Source organism: Hymenobacter arizonensis (assembly GCF_900115775.1).
GTDB classification, from domain to species: Bacteria; Bacteroidota; Bacteroidia; order Cytophagales; family Hymenobacteraceae; genus Hymenobacter; species Hymenobacter arizonensis.
In genome coordinates, this window is the sequence record NZ_FOXS01000001.1 from 64,683 (window position 1) to 79,576 (window position 14,894).

Consider the following 14,894-nt stretch of genomic DNA (forward strand, 5'->3'; position numbering starts at 1 on the left):
CGCCTCCCAGCTTACAAAGCAGTAAGCTGGGAGGCGGTTTTGCTTATGCCGATTTTTTGGTCGCGGCTTTTTTGGTAGTGGTGGTGGCATTGAGCCGGCCGGGGTTGTCGGCCAAGAATTTGCCCCAGCTTTTGCTGCCGGCCTGCACATTGTTGCCTTTCTGATAATGGTGGCAGAGGGCTACCGACAGGGCATCGGTGGCGTCGAGAAACTTGCTGGCCTCGGCAATGGGTGGCAGGGTCAGGGTTTGGCGCAGCATGTGGGCCACTTGCTCCTTGGTGGCTGCACCCGAGCCCGTTACGGCCTGTTTTACCTTGGTAGGGGCATATTCCACATAGGGAATCTGACGGCTGAGGGCAGCCGCAATGGCCACCCCCTGGGCCCGGCCTAACTTAAGCATACTCTGCACGTTGACCCCAAAAAAGGGGGCTTCAATGGCCAGCTCGTCGGGCAGGTACTCGTCGATGAGCTCAAGCATGCGGTCAAAAATCCGCTTTAGCTTTACGGCGTGATTCGACCCCAGCGCCTTCATATTGATAACGTCGTAACACAGCACGTCGACGCGTTGGCCGCGCACCTCAATCAGGGCGTAGCCCATAATCTGAGTGCCCGGGTCGACGCCCATGATAATCTTGGGCAGCAGCTCGATAGCAGGAGCGGGGCGGGGGCGAAGGGGAGCAGCCAAAACGAGGGAGGAAACTGGGAAGCAGGAAGCGAGGCAAATACAGCAGGAAGTAGGCTTCCTTTGCAAAGCTACGAAGGGGGCAAGGCCTCGGCAGCTACAGGCGGCGCTTCGCCAACGCATTTACCATCTACAAGGCCAAAGCAACCCGGAAAAGGTCCCGCTGCTTCTCCGAAAGGGGCGCGCCTGGTGTTCTGGGGAAAAGTAGGGGTTACGCTGCTTACCCTGGGTCTGCTCTACAACTCCATTTTTGCGGCGCCGGACACGGCCGCGGCCTGGCGTGCGCTGCTGGCCACCACGCTGGGCGGGGCGGGCCGCACGCCCGTGCTGCTGGCCCTGGCCCTGGTGCCCGTCAACTGGGGCCTGGAGGCGTGGAAGTGGTACCGCCTGGCCCGGCACCTCGAGCCAGTTACCTATGGGCGCAGCCTCCGGGCCGTGCTGGTGGGCCTCACCCTGGGCTTTGCCACGCCCAACCGCGTGGGCGACTACGCCGGCCGCATCATCGAGCTGAAAAGCCGGCGCGTGAGTGCGCTGGGCGCGGTGTTTCTAGGGCGCTACTGCCAACTGGTGGCCACGGTGCTGGCCGGCGTGGCGGGGCTGCTCTACTTTGTGCTCCGGTTTTATTTGCGGGGCTATCCGGCAGCCGGGGTGGGCGTGGGGGTATCCGCGCTGCTGATTGGGGCAGCGGTGTTGGTGCCCCTGTATCGGTCGCGGCTGCTGCTGGCGGCGCTGGGGCTGTGGCGGCCCCTGCGGCGGTTTCGGCCGGCTCTGGCCATCATGCCCACTTATCCGGCGCGGGCGCTCCATGCGGTGCTGGCCATCTCGGGCCTGCGCTACGCCGTGTTTTGTGCGCAGTTTATGCTGCTGTTGGCGGCCTACGGGGTGGCTGCGCCCGTGGGGGCCGGGCTGGCGGCCGTGGCGGGCACTTTCCTGATGAAGTCGCTGGTGCCCTCGCTCAATGCCCTGGCCGACGTGGGCGTGCGGGAGCTCTCAGCCACGCACTTGTTTGGGCTGCTGGGCCAGCCGGCGCTGCCGGTACTCAGCGCCAGCCTGAGTTTGTGGGTTATTAATATTGCGCTGCCCAGCGCTGCCGGGCTGCTGCTGGTGCCGGGGCTACGGGTGCTGCGCGAGAAGCGCACCGGACGATGACGGCGGCGGTAGGAGTTGCCCTGTTGGCGTTGCCGGTATTGTACGCCGGGCTGATGGCGTGGCTGCGGGGCGGCTGGACGAAAAACGAAGCCCGAGAAGCTCAGGTGCTACCAAAGCAACGTGCCGAACCAGTGGCTGAACAGCCAGCTGCGCTACCGCTGTTTTCCATTCTCATTGCTGCCCGCAACGAAGCAGCCAACCTACCCTTTCTTCTCCAGGACCTGGCCGCCCAAACCTTGCCCACGGTCCAGTTCGAAATACTCATTGCCGATGACCACTCCAACGACGCCACAGCGGCTCTGGTGACCGCCGCTGCTCAGGAAGCTGGTTTTATGTTGCGCCTCGTCTCGCTGCCTGCCGCCCAAACCGGCAAGAAAGCCGCCCTGCTCGCCGCCCTGCACCAAGCCCGAGCCCCATGGCTGGTGTGCACCGACGCCGACTGCCGCCTTGGCCCCAACTGGCTGGCGGCCTATGCGACGCTCGTGGCCCGGCAGCCGCGGGCCAACTTCATTAGTGGCCCGGTACTGCTCACGGGTCCGGCCAGCTTCCTGCACTTGCTTGTAGGGCTGGAGTTTGCGGGCCTGGTGGGGGTGGGCGGCGCCTGCATTGCCCGCCAGCAGCCCACCATGTGCAACGGCGCCAACCTGGCCTACCGGCGCACGGCCTTCGAGGCGGTGGGCGGCTTTGCCGATAACCTGCACGTAGCCAGCGGCGACGATGAGTTTCTGCTGCACAAAATACACGCGGCTTTTCCCGGCTCGGTGCATTTTCTGGCCGATGTCGCGGCCATTGCCCGCACGGCCGCGCCCAGCACCCTGCGCGCCCTGCTGCGGCAGCGAGTGCGCTGGGCCAGCAAGTGGCGGCACTACCAAAGCGCCGCCCCCAGTCGCCTGGCCCTGCTGGTGCTGGGCGCCAACGTGGCGCTGGCCGTTGGGGTAGGAGTGGCGCTGGCGTGGCCGGCGCTCTGGCCGTGGGTGGGCGCAGCGTGGCTCATCAAGCTGGGGGCCGATGCCTGGTTTTTGAGCCCGGTGCTGGGTTTTTTTGACCAGCGGAAGTGGCTGTGGGGCCTACTGCCGCTGCAGGTGCTATATGCGCCGTATGCGCTGGCCGTGGGGGCCGCGGGCTGGCGCGGCGGCTACCAGTGGAAGGGACGGGCGGTGCGGTAGGCCCTGGCGCAGAAGCACGCCTTCTTTTTCGTTAAAAAAAAGCGTCCCAGAGGCTTGGAAGGTAAATTTGCCGCATATATATTCCACTACACTCAGGAACTCATGCGCTTCAATTCGGTCGGTTTCGCACTCACGGTTGGTATGGCATTGGTAGTCGTACTCATGGGATTCACATTGTTAAGCGCCGCCGGTTTGGTGGGCTTCTCCGCTGCCGATGTTGAGGCAGCACGGATAGAAGCGGGCAAGCCACAGCCGCAAGACACCACTATGGCGCTGGTAGATGCTGGCTTGCCTCGTCCGGCGCTTTCGGAGGCCGAGGCAGCGGCAGTTGCTGCGGGCAGCGCGCTTTATGCTAGCAACTGCGCACAGTGCCACGCCGTGAATGAGGTGGTGGTAGGCCCTGCTCTGGCTGGCATCACCAAGCGTCGCCCAGTTTCCTGGCTGATTCCCTGGATTAAGAACTCCAGCAAAGTAGTGGCTAGCGGGGATGAATACGCTGTGGCCATCTACAACAAGTACAACAAGCAGCAAATGCCGTCCTTTGGCCTTTCGGACTCTGAGGTTAAGGCCATCTTGGCTTGGCTGACCTCCCAGGAAAATCAAGGGAAAGCTATGGCTTCGCAGTTGTGATTCCGATTATAACGCCGAAATCCCCGTCGGTCTGTAACCACCCCTCGGATGGCAGGTAGGTGCGGGAAACAAACCCGTCGAGATATAATGCATTCTTGCAACCAGCTTGTTTAAAGTAGGTAGCGAAATCAAAGAGACTGATTTTGGATTTTGACATAGCAAGAATTATCCGATTATCGGGTAATATTCCTACACCGTTGCGGATGTGCAAATTCGTGGAGCCTTGCTTGAAAGCCGGGTGAATTTTTCCATCAATGACCAACAGCGGACCCGATTGCGTCGCATAAGCAACGTCTTTGGCGCCCACAAAATCTTGGGTCCGGCAGACATATGCTTTCTTATTAATAGTGGTATAAAAGACCCCATTGGGTCGCAGGTAAAAATTGCCGTCACCAGCAGCGGTATCCAAGGAGGTAATTTTTATTCCCCGTTGAATGAACAAGCCCTGGGGTGAGTAATCGGCTTTAAACATCCCGCCATTCATAGCAAAAACTAATTTTTGGCCCTGCGTTTCCAGCTGCTCCTTTAGGTTTTGCAAGCTTTTGAAGCGCTGGTTGTGTTCGTCTTTCCAGTACAACTTTAGCTCCGCTTGCTGTAAGTCGACTTTGTAGCTAATAAAGTCTGATGCAGCCGGGCTGGCTTCCCGCAAACGTATACAGGGTAGCAAGCATTAGACTCGTAATTACGCCGAGTAGTAAAACTTTAAGCTTGGTCATACTGGAGTCAGGTTTGAATAGTAGGCTCGCGGCATTTAGTAGGCTCGCGGCATTAGCTATTTCAGCCTCACATTGCTTAGTGATTGTCCAAGCAAATCCCAGAAGAATTGCCTTCTATAAGTAGACTTGCCGGGCCGGGTGAAAGTAACGCTTTTGCTAATGAGGTATACAAGCCCGCATGTAGGCTTACATTTGCCCAACTACCTCTTTGCGCCCACAACCCCGTGACTGACCCCGAATTCGACCTGCTCGACGAGCTGTACTTCGTTACCCCATTCCGCTCGCTGCTGGAAAAAACCGGCCTGCCCGCAGCCGACCTGGAAACCCAGCTGCGTAACTTGCTGGAGCAGGGCCTCATCCGGAGCTTCTGGCCCGACCCCGATACTGAACTGGCCTACGAGACGACTTCGTTCGGCGCCATTGCCCGCGATGCCTCTTACCTGGCCTCGAAAGAAGGCCTGCTGAAGCACAACACCCGCTAAACGTGGCAACGGCAGTTTCCAAGGCCGCGCCTACCCAGCCCAGCGCAAGTGCGGTGGCCCGGCCACCGGGCTATTACGTGCGCCAGCGCCTGTGGCAAAACCGACCGGCCGTGGTCGGGTTGGCGTTTATTGCCTTGTGCACGCTGGTGGCGCTGCTGGGTTACTGGGTGCTGCCCGACAATTCGCCCAACGCCAACCACGGCTTCGTGCAGATTCAGAAAGAGCGGCCCGGCCTGCGCGTGCAGCTGTTGCGCCAGCCCCTGCCCGATTCGGCCCGCGACAACCAGGCGGCCGACAACGTCTTCGCCACCTGGCTACATGGCCGCGAGCCCGACGTGCAGGAAACCCCCATCGGCGGCTACGAATTCGCGGGCGATTCCATTATCCTAAAGCCCCTGGGCGAGCATTCGGCAGAAGCTGGCCGCCTCCGGCGCCTGGCTCTGGTCGACGTGGTGGGCCGCCCCGGGCCGCGGACCGAACTACAAAAAGAAGTTCAAGAAAACCACCTCACCACCCGCACCTACTGGCTGGGCACCGACAAAGCTGGGCGCGACGAGCTGAGCCGCCTGCTGCTGGGTACGCGCATTTCGCTGGGCATCGGGCTGGTGGCGGTGCTCATTTCGCTGGTACTGGGCATGGCCGTGGGCGCCGTGGCCGGCTACTTTGGCGGCTGGGTCGATTCGGTTTTGCTCGGCGTTATGACCGTGGTGTGGAGCATTCCGGGCATCATGCTGGTCATTGCTATTTCGCTGGCGCTCGATAGCAAAGGCGTGTGGGTCAGCTTTGTGGCGGTGGGCCTCACCATGTGGGTCGACGTGGCCCGCGTGGTGCGCGGCCAGATGCTCAGCCTGCGCTCGGCCACGTTTGTGGAGGCGGGGCGCGTGCTGGGCTTGCCCACTTGGCGCCTCATTGCCCAACACCTGCTGCCCAACATGCGCGGGCCGCTCATTGTGCTGGCCACCAGCAATTTTGCGGCGGCCATTCTGCTCGAAGCCGGCCTGAGCTTCTTGGGCTTGGGTGTGCAGCCGCCCGCGCCCAGCTGGGGCCTCATGGTGAAGGAAGGCTACGACCTGTTGGGCACCGAGGCCGGGCTCTGGCTCACGCTGCTGCCGGGGGCAGCTATTTCGTTGCTGGTGCTCAGCTTTAACCTCCTCGGTAACGGTCTGCGCGACGCCTACGACCCCAAAACGCCCGTGGCTGGTTAAATTTGCATTAATGTGCTTGCGTTTCGGGCACGGTGATTACCTTGCTTCATGTCCCTAGCTACTCCTATTTCTTCTGTTGAGCCTTTGGCTGACTCTGCGGCCAGCCAAGCAGCGCACAATGAGCAAATCAAGCAGCTCAGGCGACAGCTGCTGCTCAAGCAGTTCGAACTGGATACGGTGCTCGGCGTGGCCCACGACATGACGGCCCGCGACCACACCGTCGACGAGCTTTACCACATGCTGCGCCTCACCCTGCAGGGCCAGCGCAACGTGGTGCAGCTCCTTTTATTTGCGCTGGAAGAAGATGGCTTCCGGGTGCGCGTTTCCTTGGGCTGCGACCTGGCCGAAGCCGAAAAATTCACCCTGTCCGAGCATCTCACCCAAGGCGGAGTAACGCAGCCCCAAGCCGTGGAAGACCTGGCCTTGGGCCCGGATTGGGATAAATACGAGTTGGTGATTCCCATTCTGCGCCAGAAGCAGGTGGCGGCCTACGTGTTTGTGGGCGGGCTGCGCAGCGACTTCGACCGGCAGCAACTCATCCCGTTTCTGGGGTCGCTGGCCAACACGCTTATCGGCGCCGTGGAAAACCGCCGCCTACAGGCCCAGCGCGTGGCCGATGCCGCCGTGCGCAAGGAAATTGAAATTGCGCAGGAGGTGCAGGCCATGCTTTTCCCCCGCACCCTGCCCAACGACAGCCACCTGTGCATCGAGCGCAGCTACGTGCCCCACACCGAAATTGGGGGCGACTACTACGACGTGGTAGAAATTGACGAGCACCGCTTGCTGCTGTGCGTGGCCGATGTGAGCGGCAAGGGCGTGCCGGCCTCGCTGCTGATGTCGAACTTCCAGGCCGGGCTGCGCACGCTGCTGCGCCAGGGCGTGGAGCTGGCCACCATCGTGCCCGAGCTCAACCACTTGCTGTTTCGCAACTCCGGTGGTGAGAAGTTTATCACGGCTTTCCTGGGCATCTACGACCGCCGCAGCCGCCGCCTGCAGTACGTGAATGCCGGTCACAATGACCCGATGCTCATCACCGACGACACCGCGGTGCAGCTGCTAAAGCACGGCACCGTCATGCTCGGCATTATGGAGGACCTGCCCATGCTGCGGGTGGGCGAGGTCGAGATTCCGCAGCATTCCCTGCTGCTGCTTTACACCGATGGTCTCACCGAGGTGTTTGACCAAGAGAATAACGAGTTTGGCGAAGAAGGGGTGCTCACCGTGCTGCAGCGCAACCGCTACCTGCCCCTGGCGCAGCTACACCAGGAGTTGCTCCGAACCATTGATGAATTCAGCTCACAAGACTCGCAGTTTGCCGATGATGTGACCATCCTGAGCTGCCGGTTTAAGTAGGATTGGCAGCGGCTTCGCTCACCGCCAACCACGACTCGGCGCGAACTAGCAAGGCCAGGCACAGGAAAAATATTGACCCGATTCTGTCTACTTCCACTAACTCGTTCAGCGTGAGGTGGAAAACGATGATGACAAAGGACAGCGCCGCCGCCAGCACCACGCGCCGCACCTCGGGCTGCTGCCGCGCGCGGTGGTAAAGGCTTTCAGCCCGCAGCAAGGCCGTAAAGACAAGGCTCACAAACAACAGAAACCCGGGAACGCCCTGCTCCGCCAGCTGCAGCAGGAAGTAGTTGTGAGCGGTTGACTTTTCGGGGTTATCGCTCAAGAAAGTTCGGAAGCTTTTAAGCGTGTACCGCTTGTATTCAGGGTAAAAGGTGGCCGCCCCGCTGCCCATCAGAGGTTTTTCGGCCACCATGCGGGCGGCAGCCACCCAGCGGTAAATCCGTTCCATGCCCGATACATCCTGAAGATTGTAGGTGGCGGTGAGGTGCTTGCCGAAGTTGTCTCCGTTGAAAGTGATGCGCTCGTAGTTGGGGGCAAACGCCTTGTAGTTGTCGCCGCTTGCTATGTAGCTTACCGCCAGGGCAAGGGTGACGGTGGCCGTGGCCAGCACCGTGCGCGTGAGCCGTAGGCGAATAATCAGGTAAAACAAGCCGGCAATCGGCAGCGACAGAAGGGATGCCCGCGTGTAGGAGGTGAGCAGGCCAAACAGCAAGACGCCCAGCCCTAATTGCCAGGCCAGGCGGGCGCTGCCTTTGCGGGCCGCCTGCATGCCCAGCCACCCAAACGGCACCAGCAGCGCCAGCATGGTCGAGTAAATGACATGGTTCCGGAAAAACGGGTGCACGGCCCCGTTGACAGTCTGAAAGCTGAAGTCGTTGGCAGCGTGGCGCACGGCCACATAAAACACACTCAGGCACGCCCCGGCCACGTAGACTGCCACAAAACGCCAAGTTTCCGAAGGCCGCCGAATAACGAGCAGCGTGCCAATTAAGAATGGCATGATGTACCACGTTTTGGCAAGTAAGTATTTAAAGGACTTAACCTTGTCGACGGAGCATGTGATGCCCACAGCGGTCCACAAAAACATCAGGCCCGGAATAACAACCAGGGGGTGGGTCCACTCGCGCAACGGAAGTTGGCCGTTGCGCAGCAGCAGCGCCATCCCCACGCAAGCAGTGAGGGCAAGCATGAGTGGCTCGGAGGGAAGGTCTATTCGCATGTTGCCCACCAGCCCAATTTCTTGAGTGAAGGGCAGCAGCAAAAACAATAGGTAGTACAGCCAGCGCCACTCCACCAGCGCGACCAGCGCACCCACGGCCAGTAAGCCCGGCAAAAGCAGTACGGGCTGCTGCTGCTGGGCCGCCGCGACGCCGCTCGCCAGCAACACCAGCACAAAACCCGTAAAAAGCAGCTTGGCGCCGTCGAAAGAGCGGCGAAGGCGGTGCAGCAGCTCGTTCACGGACGGGTTCACGCCAATTGGGCGGCGCTGGGCCGGTTGTAGCGGTAGAGCTCCGGCAGCGCCGCAAAAATTGCTGACAGCGCCAACAGAATCGAGCCCAGTTCCATGAGCGTGCGCGCAGGCTTAAACTTTTGGGTGGCTGGCTGGGCCTTTTGCAGCAAGTAGATGCTGCTGATGCAGCTTTTAATGCCAAGCTCAGCATTCTCGAAAGCAGAACGGGCCGCAACGAGGCGCTGCTGTAGCTCGGTGTTGCGAGTAGTGAGCCTGGTGATGACGCGGTCCAGGTCTTCGGCCCGACTGTCCACGTCCAGCTTGCCGCACGATTTCACCTGTGTTTCCAGCAGCCGGTCGGAGTCAGCAGGCTGGCGGTTGGTGAGAAGGAAAATAAAGACAGCAGCAGAGCGGTACACATCGGGCCAGTGCTGCACCACCGCAATGCTCACCACCGCAATTAGCGCCCCGGCCCCGGCCACGAAGTATTTCCAGCAGTTGAGAATGGGCCCCAGGCCCACCAGCGAGAAAGAAGGTGCAGACATAAAGAGAGGAAAGCCACCAGTTCCGCCATCAAATATGCTTGGGCAGGAAGCGGAAAGGTGGCGGGCAAAGATAGCCCGGAATTGGCCCCACGCGGCCGATGGCGCGGCTGCCCGGGCGCGGTGCGTAGCTTTGCGGTCCCTGCGCCAGGCGCAGTTGTTTATTCAGAATTTAGCGACCTCTTCGGCATCAAACGGTTTTTCGGCAATATCAGCTTCGTTGTCCTGCTCAATCTGCTGGTGAAACCTGGCTGGGTAGTGGTCGAAAACCTAGTGCAGGACCGGCTGGGACACGCGTCCTTTGGCCTCATTACGGCCCTTTCGGCGCTCACTATAGTAGTAGCCGCGCTCTCCGACCTGGGCCTCACGCCCTACTCAGTGCAGCGCGTGGCTGCCGAGCCTTCGTTCATGGCCGAAACTTTCCCCACGCTACTGCCTCTGCGCGGTGCCATCAACGCCGTGGCGCTGGCCGCGCTGGTGGGCGTGGGGTGGATGCTGGGTTACCGGGGAACCGAGCTGCTACTGCTCGGGGGCATTGGCATTGCGCTGCTGCTCACGCAGTACGCGCAATTTTTGCGCGGTACCCTCCAAGCCCATCAGAAGTTTAATGCCGATGCGGTGCTCTCGGTGGTGGAGAAGTTGTTGATGCTGGGCATGGTGTTGGCTCTTGTCCCCATCGGCCTCACGCTGCCGCGCTACGTGGGCGTACGGCTGGCTGCCGCAGCCTTTACCGCGGCGGTACTCTACGGGCTGATGACGCGGCTGTTTGGCCATGTAAAGTACCGTTGGCAAGGTCGGGTGGCCCGCAAAGCCTTGCGCGCTAGCCTGCCCTTTGCCATGATGACGATGCTCTACGGCATAAACGAGCGCATCGATGTGGTAATGCTCGAACGGCTGGCTTCACCCACTGAAGCTGGCTACTATGCTGGGGCCTACCGCTGGGTCGATGCCGTGATGATGTACACTTGGACGGTGCTGCCGCTGTTTTTTGCCAAGTTTGCCAGCGTCTCGCGCGACGCGGCGGCCCAGCGGCAGCTACTGTGGTTTGGGCAGCGGGTGCTCACGTTGCCGCTGTTGTTTGTGGTAGCCTTCGTGCTGTTTCGGGGCGAGGTCTTGTTTTGGCAGTTCAGCAACAGCAGCCCCGAGGAAATTGCCCGCATGACGCTTTGCCTGAAGGTATTGTTCCTTAACGTGTTGGTGCACGCTTTCTTCGCCATCTATAGCACGCTGCTCACCAGTACTACGCACGAGCGGGCCGTGAGCTGGCTGGTGGCCGGCAGCATCGCCCTCAACGTGGGCCTGAACCTGTTTCTCTTGCCTCGCTACGGCGCCGTAGCGGCTTCGCTCGACACGTTGCTGTGCGCCGTGGCAGTGTCGGTGGGTTATTTGGTGCTGGTGGCGCGGCGCACGGGCGTGGGCGTGCCGTTTCGACTGCTGGCCAAGCTGCTGCTGGCATTTGGTCTGCTGTGCGGCACCTGGTACATGCTGCAGTACGGCTTGAATAAAACGCTGAGCTGGTGGCTCGAAGCCGGGGCAATGGGGGTTATTTTCGGCCTGATTATCTTGGGAACAGGTCTAGTTAGGCGCAGTGAAATTGCGAGCTTAACGCGCAAAGGTTGAACGTTCAACTCCCCTCCTTAGCTAAGGAGGGGATATTTTCGCGCAGCGAAAATGGGGGTGGTTAGACTCGTTGAACGACACCCGAACGATTCTACCACGAGACCTTCGACCATCGTTCAACGAGTCCAAACGAAGTTCAGCGAAGCTAACCACCCCCGTCCGAGCCCTTGGCTCGAACATTCCCTCCTTATCCAAGGAGGGGAGTTTTTTCGTTGTTTCATCTCCCGCTTTCCATTCCATCCTTCGTGCACATCGCCGTCAACACTCGTTTTCTGCTTCCGGGCGACAACCTCGAAGGCATTGGCCGCTTTAGCTACGAAACGCTGTGCCATCTGGTGGCCCAGCACCCGGAAGTGACCTTTCATTTTCTGTTCGACCGGCCCTACGATACGCGGTATGTGCTGGGCCCCAACGTGGTGCCGCACGTGCTGTTTCCGCCGGCGCGCCACCCGTTCCTGTTCGTGGCGTGGTTCGAGGGCGCGGTGGCGCGGTGGCTGGCCCAGCACCAGCCAGCGGCCTTTCTCAGCCCCGACGGATACACTACGCTCAACACCCGCGTGCCCCGCGTCACGGTGATGCACGACTTAGCCTTCGAGCATTTCCCGCTCGATGTGGGCTTGCTGAAGCGCAAGTATTACCACTGGTTTATGCCCCGCTTTGCCCGCGCTTCCGAGCAGGTGGTGGCCGTGTCGGAGGCCACCAAGGCCGATATCGTGCACACGTATGGCATTTCGCCTGATAAAATCAGTGTGGCTTACAACGCACCGGCTGCTTGCTTTCGGCCCCAGCCAGAGGAAGCCCAACGCGAAACGCGCCAGCGCTTCAGCCACGGGCAGCCTTACTTCCTGTTTGTGGGCGCCCTGCAGCCGCGCAAAAATCTGGGCAACTTGCTGCGCGCGTTTGATTTATTTAAAACGGCGGGTGGGGCAGCCGTGGCCCACGCGCAGCTGCTCATTGTGGGGCGCAAGGCCTGGAAAGCGGGGCCCATTCTCACGGCCTACCAGCAGATGCGCCACCAGGCAGCGGTGCATTTCACGGGCCGCGTGGCAGACCCTGAATTGGCTGCCCTGTATGCGGCGGCCTTGGCCGCGGTGTATGTGCCTTATTTTGAGGGTTTCGGCATTCCCATCGTGGAGGCGCAGGCCAGCGGCTGCCCGGTGCTTACTTCTAACCTCAGCTCTATGCCCGAAGTGGCGGGGGCGGGCGGCGCGGTGTTGGTCGACCCCAACAGCACGGAGGACATTGCCAGCGGGCTCACCCGGCTATGGTCCCAGGCCGATTTGCGCCAGCAGCTAGTGGCCCAGGGCCACCAGAACCTAAGCCGCTTTTCGTGGGCCGCAAGTGCAGAAGTGCTTTGGGAGGCCATTGTGGCGGCGCGTAAATAGAGAAGCACGCAATGAGCTGAGGGAATTACTTAGTTGTCAGTTTCTGATATTCTTTCATCCCCACTGCGCGAAGCCTTACTTTTGCCGGTATCTATGGCCCGTTCGCACCCCTATAATTTTACGCATGTGCTGCTGCCACAGCTGGCCTGGCGCCGCCCCAGCTCGGTGCGGCGCGAGCTGAGCGACCCGTACCTGGCCCGCGAGCTGCTGCTGTACGTGTGGGAAAAAGCGGCCGAAGGCCTGGCCCCGGCCGAAAAAGTAGTGGCCAAAGGCCTGCGCACGACCTGGCACGAGGTAGCCGGCCGGGCCACGGCGCTGTTTCACCTGCCACCGCCCCAGTCCACCATGGAAGCGTACTACTCCGCCCTGGTGTACGAGGGCGACGACGACCCCGAGACCGAAGAAGTGCGCCCCCGTTACTTCACGCTAGAGGCGGCCTTGGGCCTGAGCAGCGCGGCCGGCACCCCCACCATGATAGGGGAGTGGTCGGGCGAGTTGCACCGGCACCTGGGCCGCGGCCCCGCCGGCGGCCAGCCCGAAACCCACCTGGCTTTCCTCGAAACCCTAGCCTTGGTGCTGGGGCCCCTGCCCGACAAGGGAGTGCCCTACATGCGCGTGGTGCGCTCCTGATGCCGATGCGTGCCCGGCTCGATGCGGCCTTGCTCACGCGCCCGCCCCGGCTGCTGCACGCCCTGCTGCCCGGCTGCGAGTGGACCGGCCCGCGTACCACGCCCACCGGAGCCCCGGTAGTATACCTCACCTTCGACGACGGCCCCATTCCCGAAGAAACGCCCTGGGTGCTGGAGCAGCTGGCCGCGTTCGATGCGCAGGCCACGTTTTTTTGCGTGGGCGAGAACCTGAAACGCTACCCCGACATAGCACGCGCAACCTTGGCGGCCGGCCACCGCCTCGGCAACCACACCCACCAGCACCGCAGCGCCTGGGCCACCACCCGCTCCGACTACGTGCAGGGTATCGTTGATTGCCAGTTAGCGCTATCAGCCGTAGGGCTGGTTGAAAGTCAGGGTACTGGCGCCCCCGCTATGCTTTTCCGGCCGCCCCATGGCCGGCTCACCTGGCCCTTGCTGCAGGCCCTGCGCCCCGAGTACCGAGTGGCCATGTGGTCGGTCCTGACCCGGGACTACGACCCGGACCTCAGCCCGGAAAACTGCCTGCGCTTCGCCTTGGCCGCGGTGCGAGCCGGCGATATTGTGGTATTTCACGATAGCCGCAAGGCCAGCGCCCGGCTGCGGTTTGTGCTGCCGCGGTTGCTGGTGCACCTGGCTGCGCAAGGCTTTCAGTTTCACGCGCTGTGAGCGAACTAGTGCTACTTCTTTCGCTAAGCTTTCTGGCCGTTTGGCTGCTGGGCATGGCGTACGCGACCTGGTGCTTTGCCACCCGCCGCGGCGCCAAGCCTGCGGGCGCGCTACCGGCGCCGTTGCCCCGCGTGAGTGTGCTCATTGCGGCCCGCGACGAGGCTGCCGCCCTGCCACGCTGCCTGGCCAGCCTGCGGGCGCTGCACTACCCCCCCGAGCTGATTGAGGTGCTGCTGGGCGACGATGCCAGCTCCGATGGCACGGCCGCGGTGGCCGCCGCCGCCATGCAAGGCTACAAAGGGCAGTTTCGGGTCGTAACGATTACCGCAACGTTGGGCGAGGCCCGGGGCAAAGCCAACGTGCTGGCCCATTTGGCTAAGTTGGCTACGACGGAATATTTCTTCGTTACCGACGCTGATATCAGCGTGCCGCCGACCTGGATATCTGGCTTGCTGGCACACACTGGGCCGGGCGTGGGCACGGTCACGGGCATCACGGCAGTGCGCGGGCCACGACTGTTTCATCGGCTGCAGGGCATCGATTGGCTGCTGTCGCTGAGCATGGTGCAGGTAGTGAGCGACCTGGGCCGGCCCGTCACCGCTATGGGCAACAACATGCTCGTGACCCGTGCTGCCTACGAGGCCACGGGCGGATACGAAGCACTGCCCTTCTCCGTCACCGAAGACTTTGCGCTCTTTAAAGCCACGCTGGAGCACGGCTACGGCTTTCGTAACGTGTACGCGCCCGAAACCCGAGCCGACTCATTACCCATTTTCACCTGGACGGCCCTCATGAAGCAGCGCCGCCGCTGGCTAAAAGGCGTGGAGGCGCTGCCCTTGCGCCTGCGTCTGGAGCTGCTGTTTTTTAGTGGGTTCTGGCCGGCGCTGGCGGGCGTGGCGGTGCTAGCCGGGCCAGGCTGGGCACTGGGAATATGGGGCCTGAAGGTGCTGGTGCAGGGCAGCTTGGCGCATTTCGCGCACCGTCGGGCCGGGCTGCGGCTGGCGTGGCACCTGCTGCCCTTGTTTGAGCTATATACTATCGCGCTGACCTTTGGGTTGGTCGGCTACCGCATGCTGAATACCAACGTGGTCTGGAAGGGCAGGCGTTATGATTGAGCGAGTCGACGTAGCGCGACCGTGCCTGAACGACACCCGAACGGCGCGGGGACGCAAACTACAAAGTCCCTGCCGGGCAC

Annotated in this window: 15 protein-coding genes; 11 read left to right on the forward strand and 4 right to left on the reverse strand. The window is 61.6% G+C overall.

The features are described 5' to 3' along the window. Nucleotides 1-43: 43 nt before the first annotated feature. Nucleotides 44-625, reverse strand: coding sequence for a crossover junction endodeoxyribonuclease RuvC (gene ruvC, locus BMZ66_RS00275; protein ID WP_092668010.1), 582 nt, complete (start codon nucleotides 623-625; stop codon nucleotides 44-46). Nucleotides 626-871: 246 nt separating this feature from the next. On the opposite strand from ruvC, the gene BMZ66_RS00280 reads away from it, so the two are divergent. The 3 genes from BMZ66_RS00280 to BMZ66_RS00290 all read left to right on the forward strand — a co-directional run bounded on the left by BMZ66_RS00280 (nucleotide 872) and on the right by BMZ66_RS00290 (nucleotide 3,627). After that, nucleotides 872-1,831, forward strand: a complete 960-nt coding sequence (locus BMZ66_RS00280) for a lysylphosphatidylglycerol synthase transmembrane domain-containing protein (RefSeq protein WP_177204529.1) — start codon at nucleotides 872-874, stop codon at nucleotides 1,829-1,831. Between the two features lie 131 nt (nucleotides 1,832-1,962). Further along, complete coding sequence (locus tag BMZ66_RS00285) at nucleotides 1,963-2,997, forward strand: glycosyltransferase (protein ID WP_177204530.1); 1,035 nt, start codon at nucleotides 1,963-1,965, stop codon at nucleotides 2,995-2,997. Between the two features lie 162 nt (nucleotides 2,998-3,159). Further along, on the forward strand, nucleotides 3,160-3,627 hold the full coding sequence (locus tag BMZ66_RS00290) for a c-type cytochrome (RefSeq protein WP_092670139.1): 468 nt from the start codon (nucleotides 3,160-3,162) through the stop codon (nucleotides 3,625-3,627). On the opposite strand, the gene BMZ66_RS00295 is transcribed toward BMZ66_RS00290, so the two are convergent. Then, nucleotides 3,608-4,276, reverse strand: a complete 669-nt coding sequence (locus BMZ66_RS00295; RefSeq protein ID WP_234794924.1) for a phosphodiester glycosidase family protein — start codon at nucleotides 4,274-4,276, stop codon at nucleotides 3,608-3,610. The genes BMZ66_RS00290 and BMZ66_RS00295 overlap by 20 nt on opposite strands. A 291-nt stretch (nucleotides 4,277-4,567) precedes the next feature. Between BMZ66_RS00295 and BMZ66_RS00300 the strand changes: the two genes are divergently transcribed. The 3 genes from BMZ66_RS00300 to BMZ66_RS00310 all read left to right on the forward strand — a co-directional run bounded on the left by BMZ66_RS00300 (nucleotide 4,568) and on the right by BMZ66_RS00310 (nucleotide 7,383). Beyond that, a complete protein-coding gene (locus BMZ66_RS00300; RefSeq protein ID WP_092668014.1) occupies nucleotides 4,568-4,825 on the forward strand; it encodes a hypothetical protein in 258 nt (85 codons plus the stop codon). A gap of 2 nt (nucleotides 4,826-4,827) precedes the next feature. Further along, nucleotides 4,828-6,030, forward strand: coding sequence for an ABC transporter permease (locus BMZ66_RS00305; RefSeq protein WP_234794925.1), 1,203 nt, complete (start codon nucleotides 4,828-4,830; stop codon nucleotides 6,028-6,030). A gap of 84 nt (nucleotides 6,031-6,114) precedes the next feature. After that, a complete protein-coding gene (locus BMZ66_RS00310) occupies nucleotides 6,115-7,383 on the forward strand; it encodes a PP2C family protein-serine/threonine phosphatase (RefSeq protein ID WP_234794926.1) in 1,269 nt (422 codons plus the stop codon). Here BMZ66_RS00310 and BMZ66_RS00315 read toward each other — a convergent pair. Together BMZ66_RS00315 and BMZ66_RS00320 are read right to left on the reverse strand one after the other, a co-directional pair. Further along, nucleotides 7,376-8,857, reverse strand: a complete 1,482-nt coding sequence (locus BMZ66_RS00315; RefSeq protein ID WP_092668016.1) for an O-antigen ligase family protein — start codon at nucleotides 8,855-8,857, stop codon at nucleotides 7,376-7,378. The two genes, BMZ66_RS00310 and BMZ66_RS00315, sit on opposite strands and share 8 nt — an antisense overlap. Further along, nucleotides 8,854-9,381 (reverse strand): hypothetical protein, encoded by a 528-nt coding sequence (locus tag BMZ66_RS00320; RefSeq protein ID WP_092668017.1) that lies wholly within the window; start codon nucleotides 9,379-9,381, stop codon nucleotides 8,854-8,856. The genes BMZ66_RS00315 and BMZ66_RS00320 overlap by 4 nt, the downstream gene beginning before the upstream one ends. A 120-nt stretch (nucleotides 9,382-9,501) precedes the next feature. Here BMZ66_RS00320 and BMZ66_RS00325 point away from each other — a divergent pair, with 120 nt between their 5' ends. The 5 genes from BMZ66_RS00325 to BMZ66_RS00345 all read left to right on the forward strand — a co-directional run bounded on the left by BMZ66_RS00325 (nucleotide 9,502) and on the right by BMZ66_RS00345 (nucleotide 14,814). After that, nucleotides 9,502-10,998: an oligosaccharide flippase family protein gene (locus BMZ66_RS00325; RefSeq protein WP_262507563.1), complete on the forward strand. Its 1,497-nt coding sequence runs from the start codon at nucleotides 9,502-9,504 to the stop codon at nucleotides 10,996-10,998. Between the two features lie 245 nt (nucleotides 10,999-11,243). After that, the gene (locus BMZ66_RS00330; protein WP_177204531.1) at nucleotides 11,244-12,383 is read left to right on the forward strand and encodes a glycosyltransferase family 4 protein; all 1,140 of its coding nucleotides are present in this window, start codon (nucleotides 11,244-11,246) and stop codon (nucleotides 12,381-12,383) included. Nucleotides 12,384-12,476: 93 nt separating this feature from the next. Next, complete coding sequence (locus BMZ66_RS00335) at nucleotides 12,477-13,013, forward strand: hypothetical protein (protein WP_092668020.1); 537 nt, start codon at nucleotides 12,477-12,479, stop codon at nucleotides 13,011-13,013. Between the two features lie 5 nt (nucleotides 13,014-13,018). Beyond that, entirely contained in the window at nucleotides 13,019-13,699 is a 681-nt protein-coding gene (locus BMZ66_RS00340; RefSeq protein ID WP_092670143.1) for a polysaccharide deacetylase family protein, read from the forward strand. Continuing rightward, nucleotides 13,696-14,814: a glycosyltransferase gene (locus BMZ66_RS00345; RefSeq protein ID WP_092668021.1), complete on the forward strand. Its 1,119-nt coding sequence runs from the start codon at nucleotides 13,696-13,698 to the stop codon at nucleotides 14,812-14,814. The genes BMZ66_RS00340 and BMZ66_RS00345 overlap by 4 nt, the downstream gene beginning before the upstream one ends. The last annotated feature ends 80 nt before the right edge of the window (nucleotides 14,815-14,894 follow it).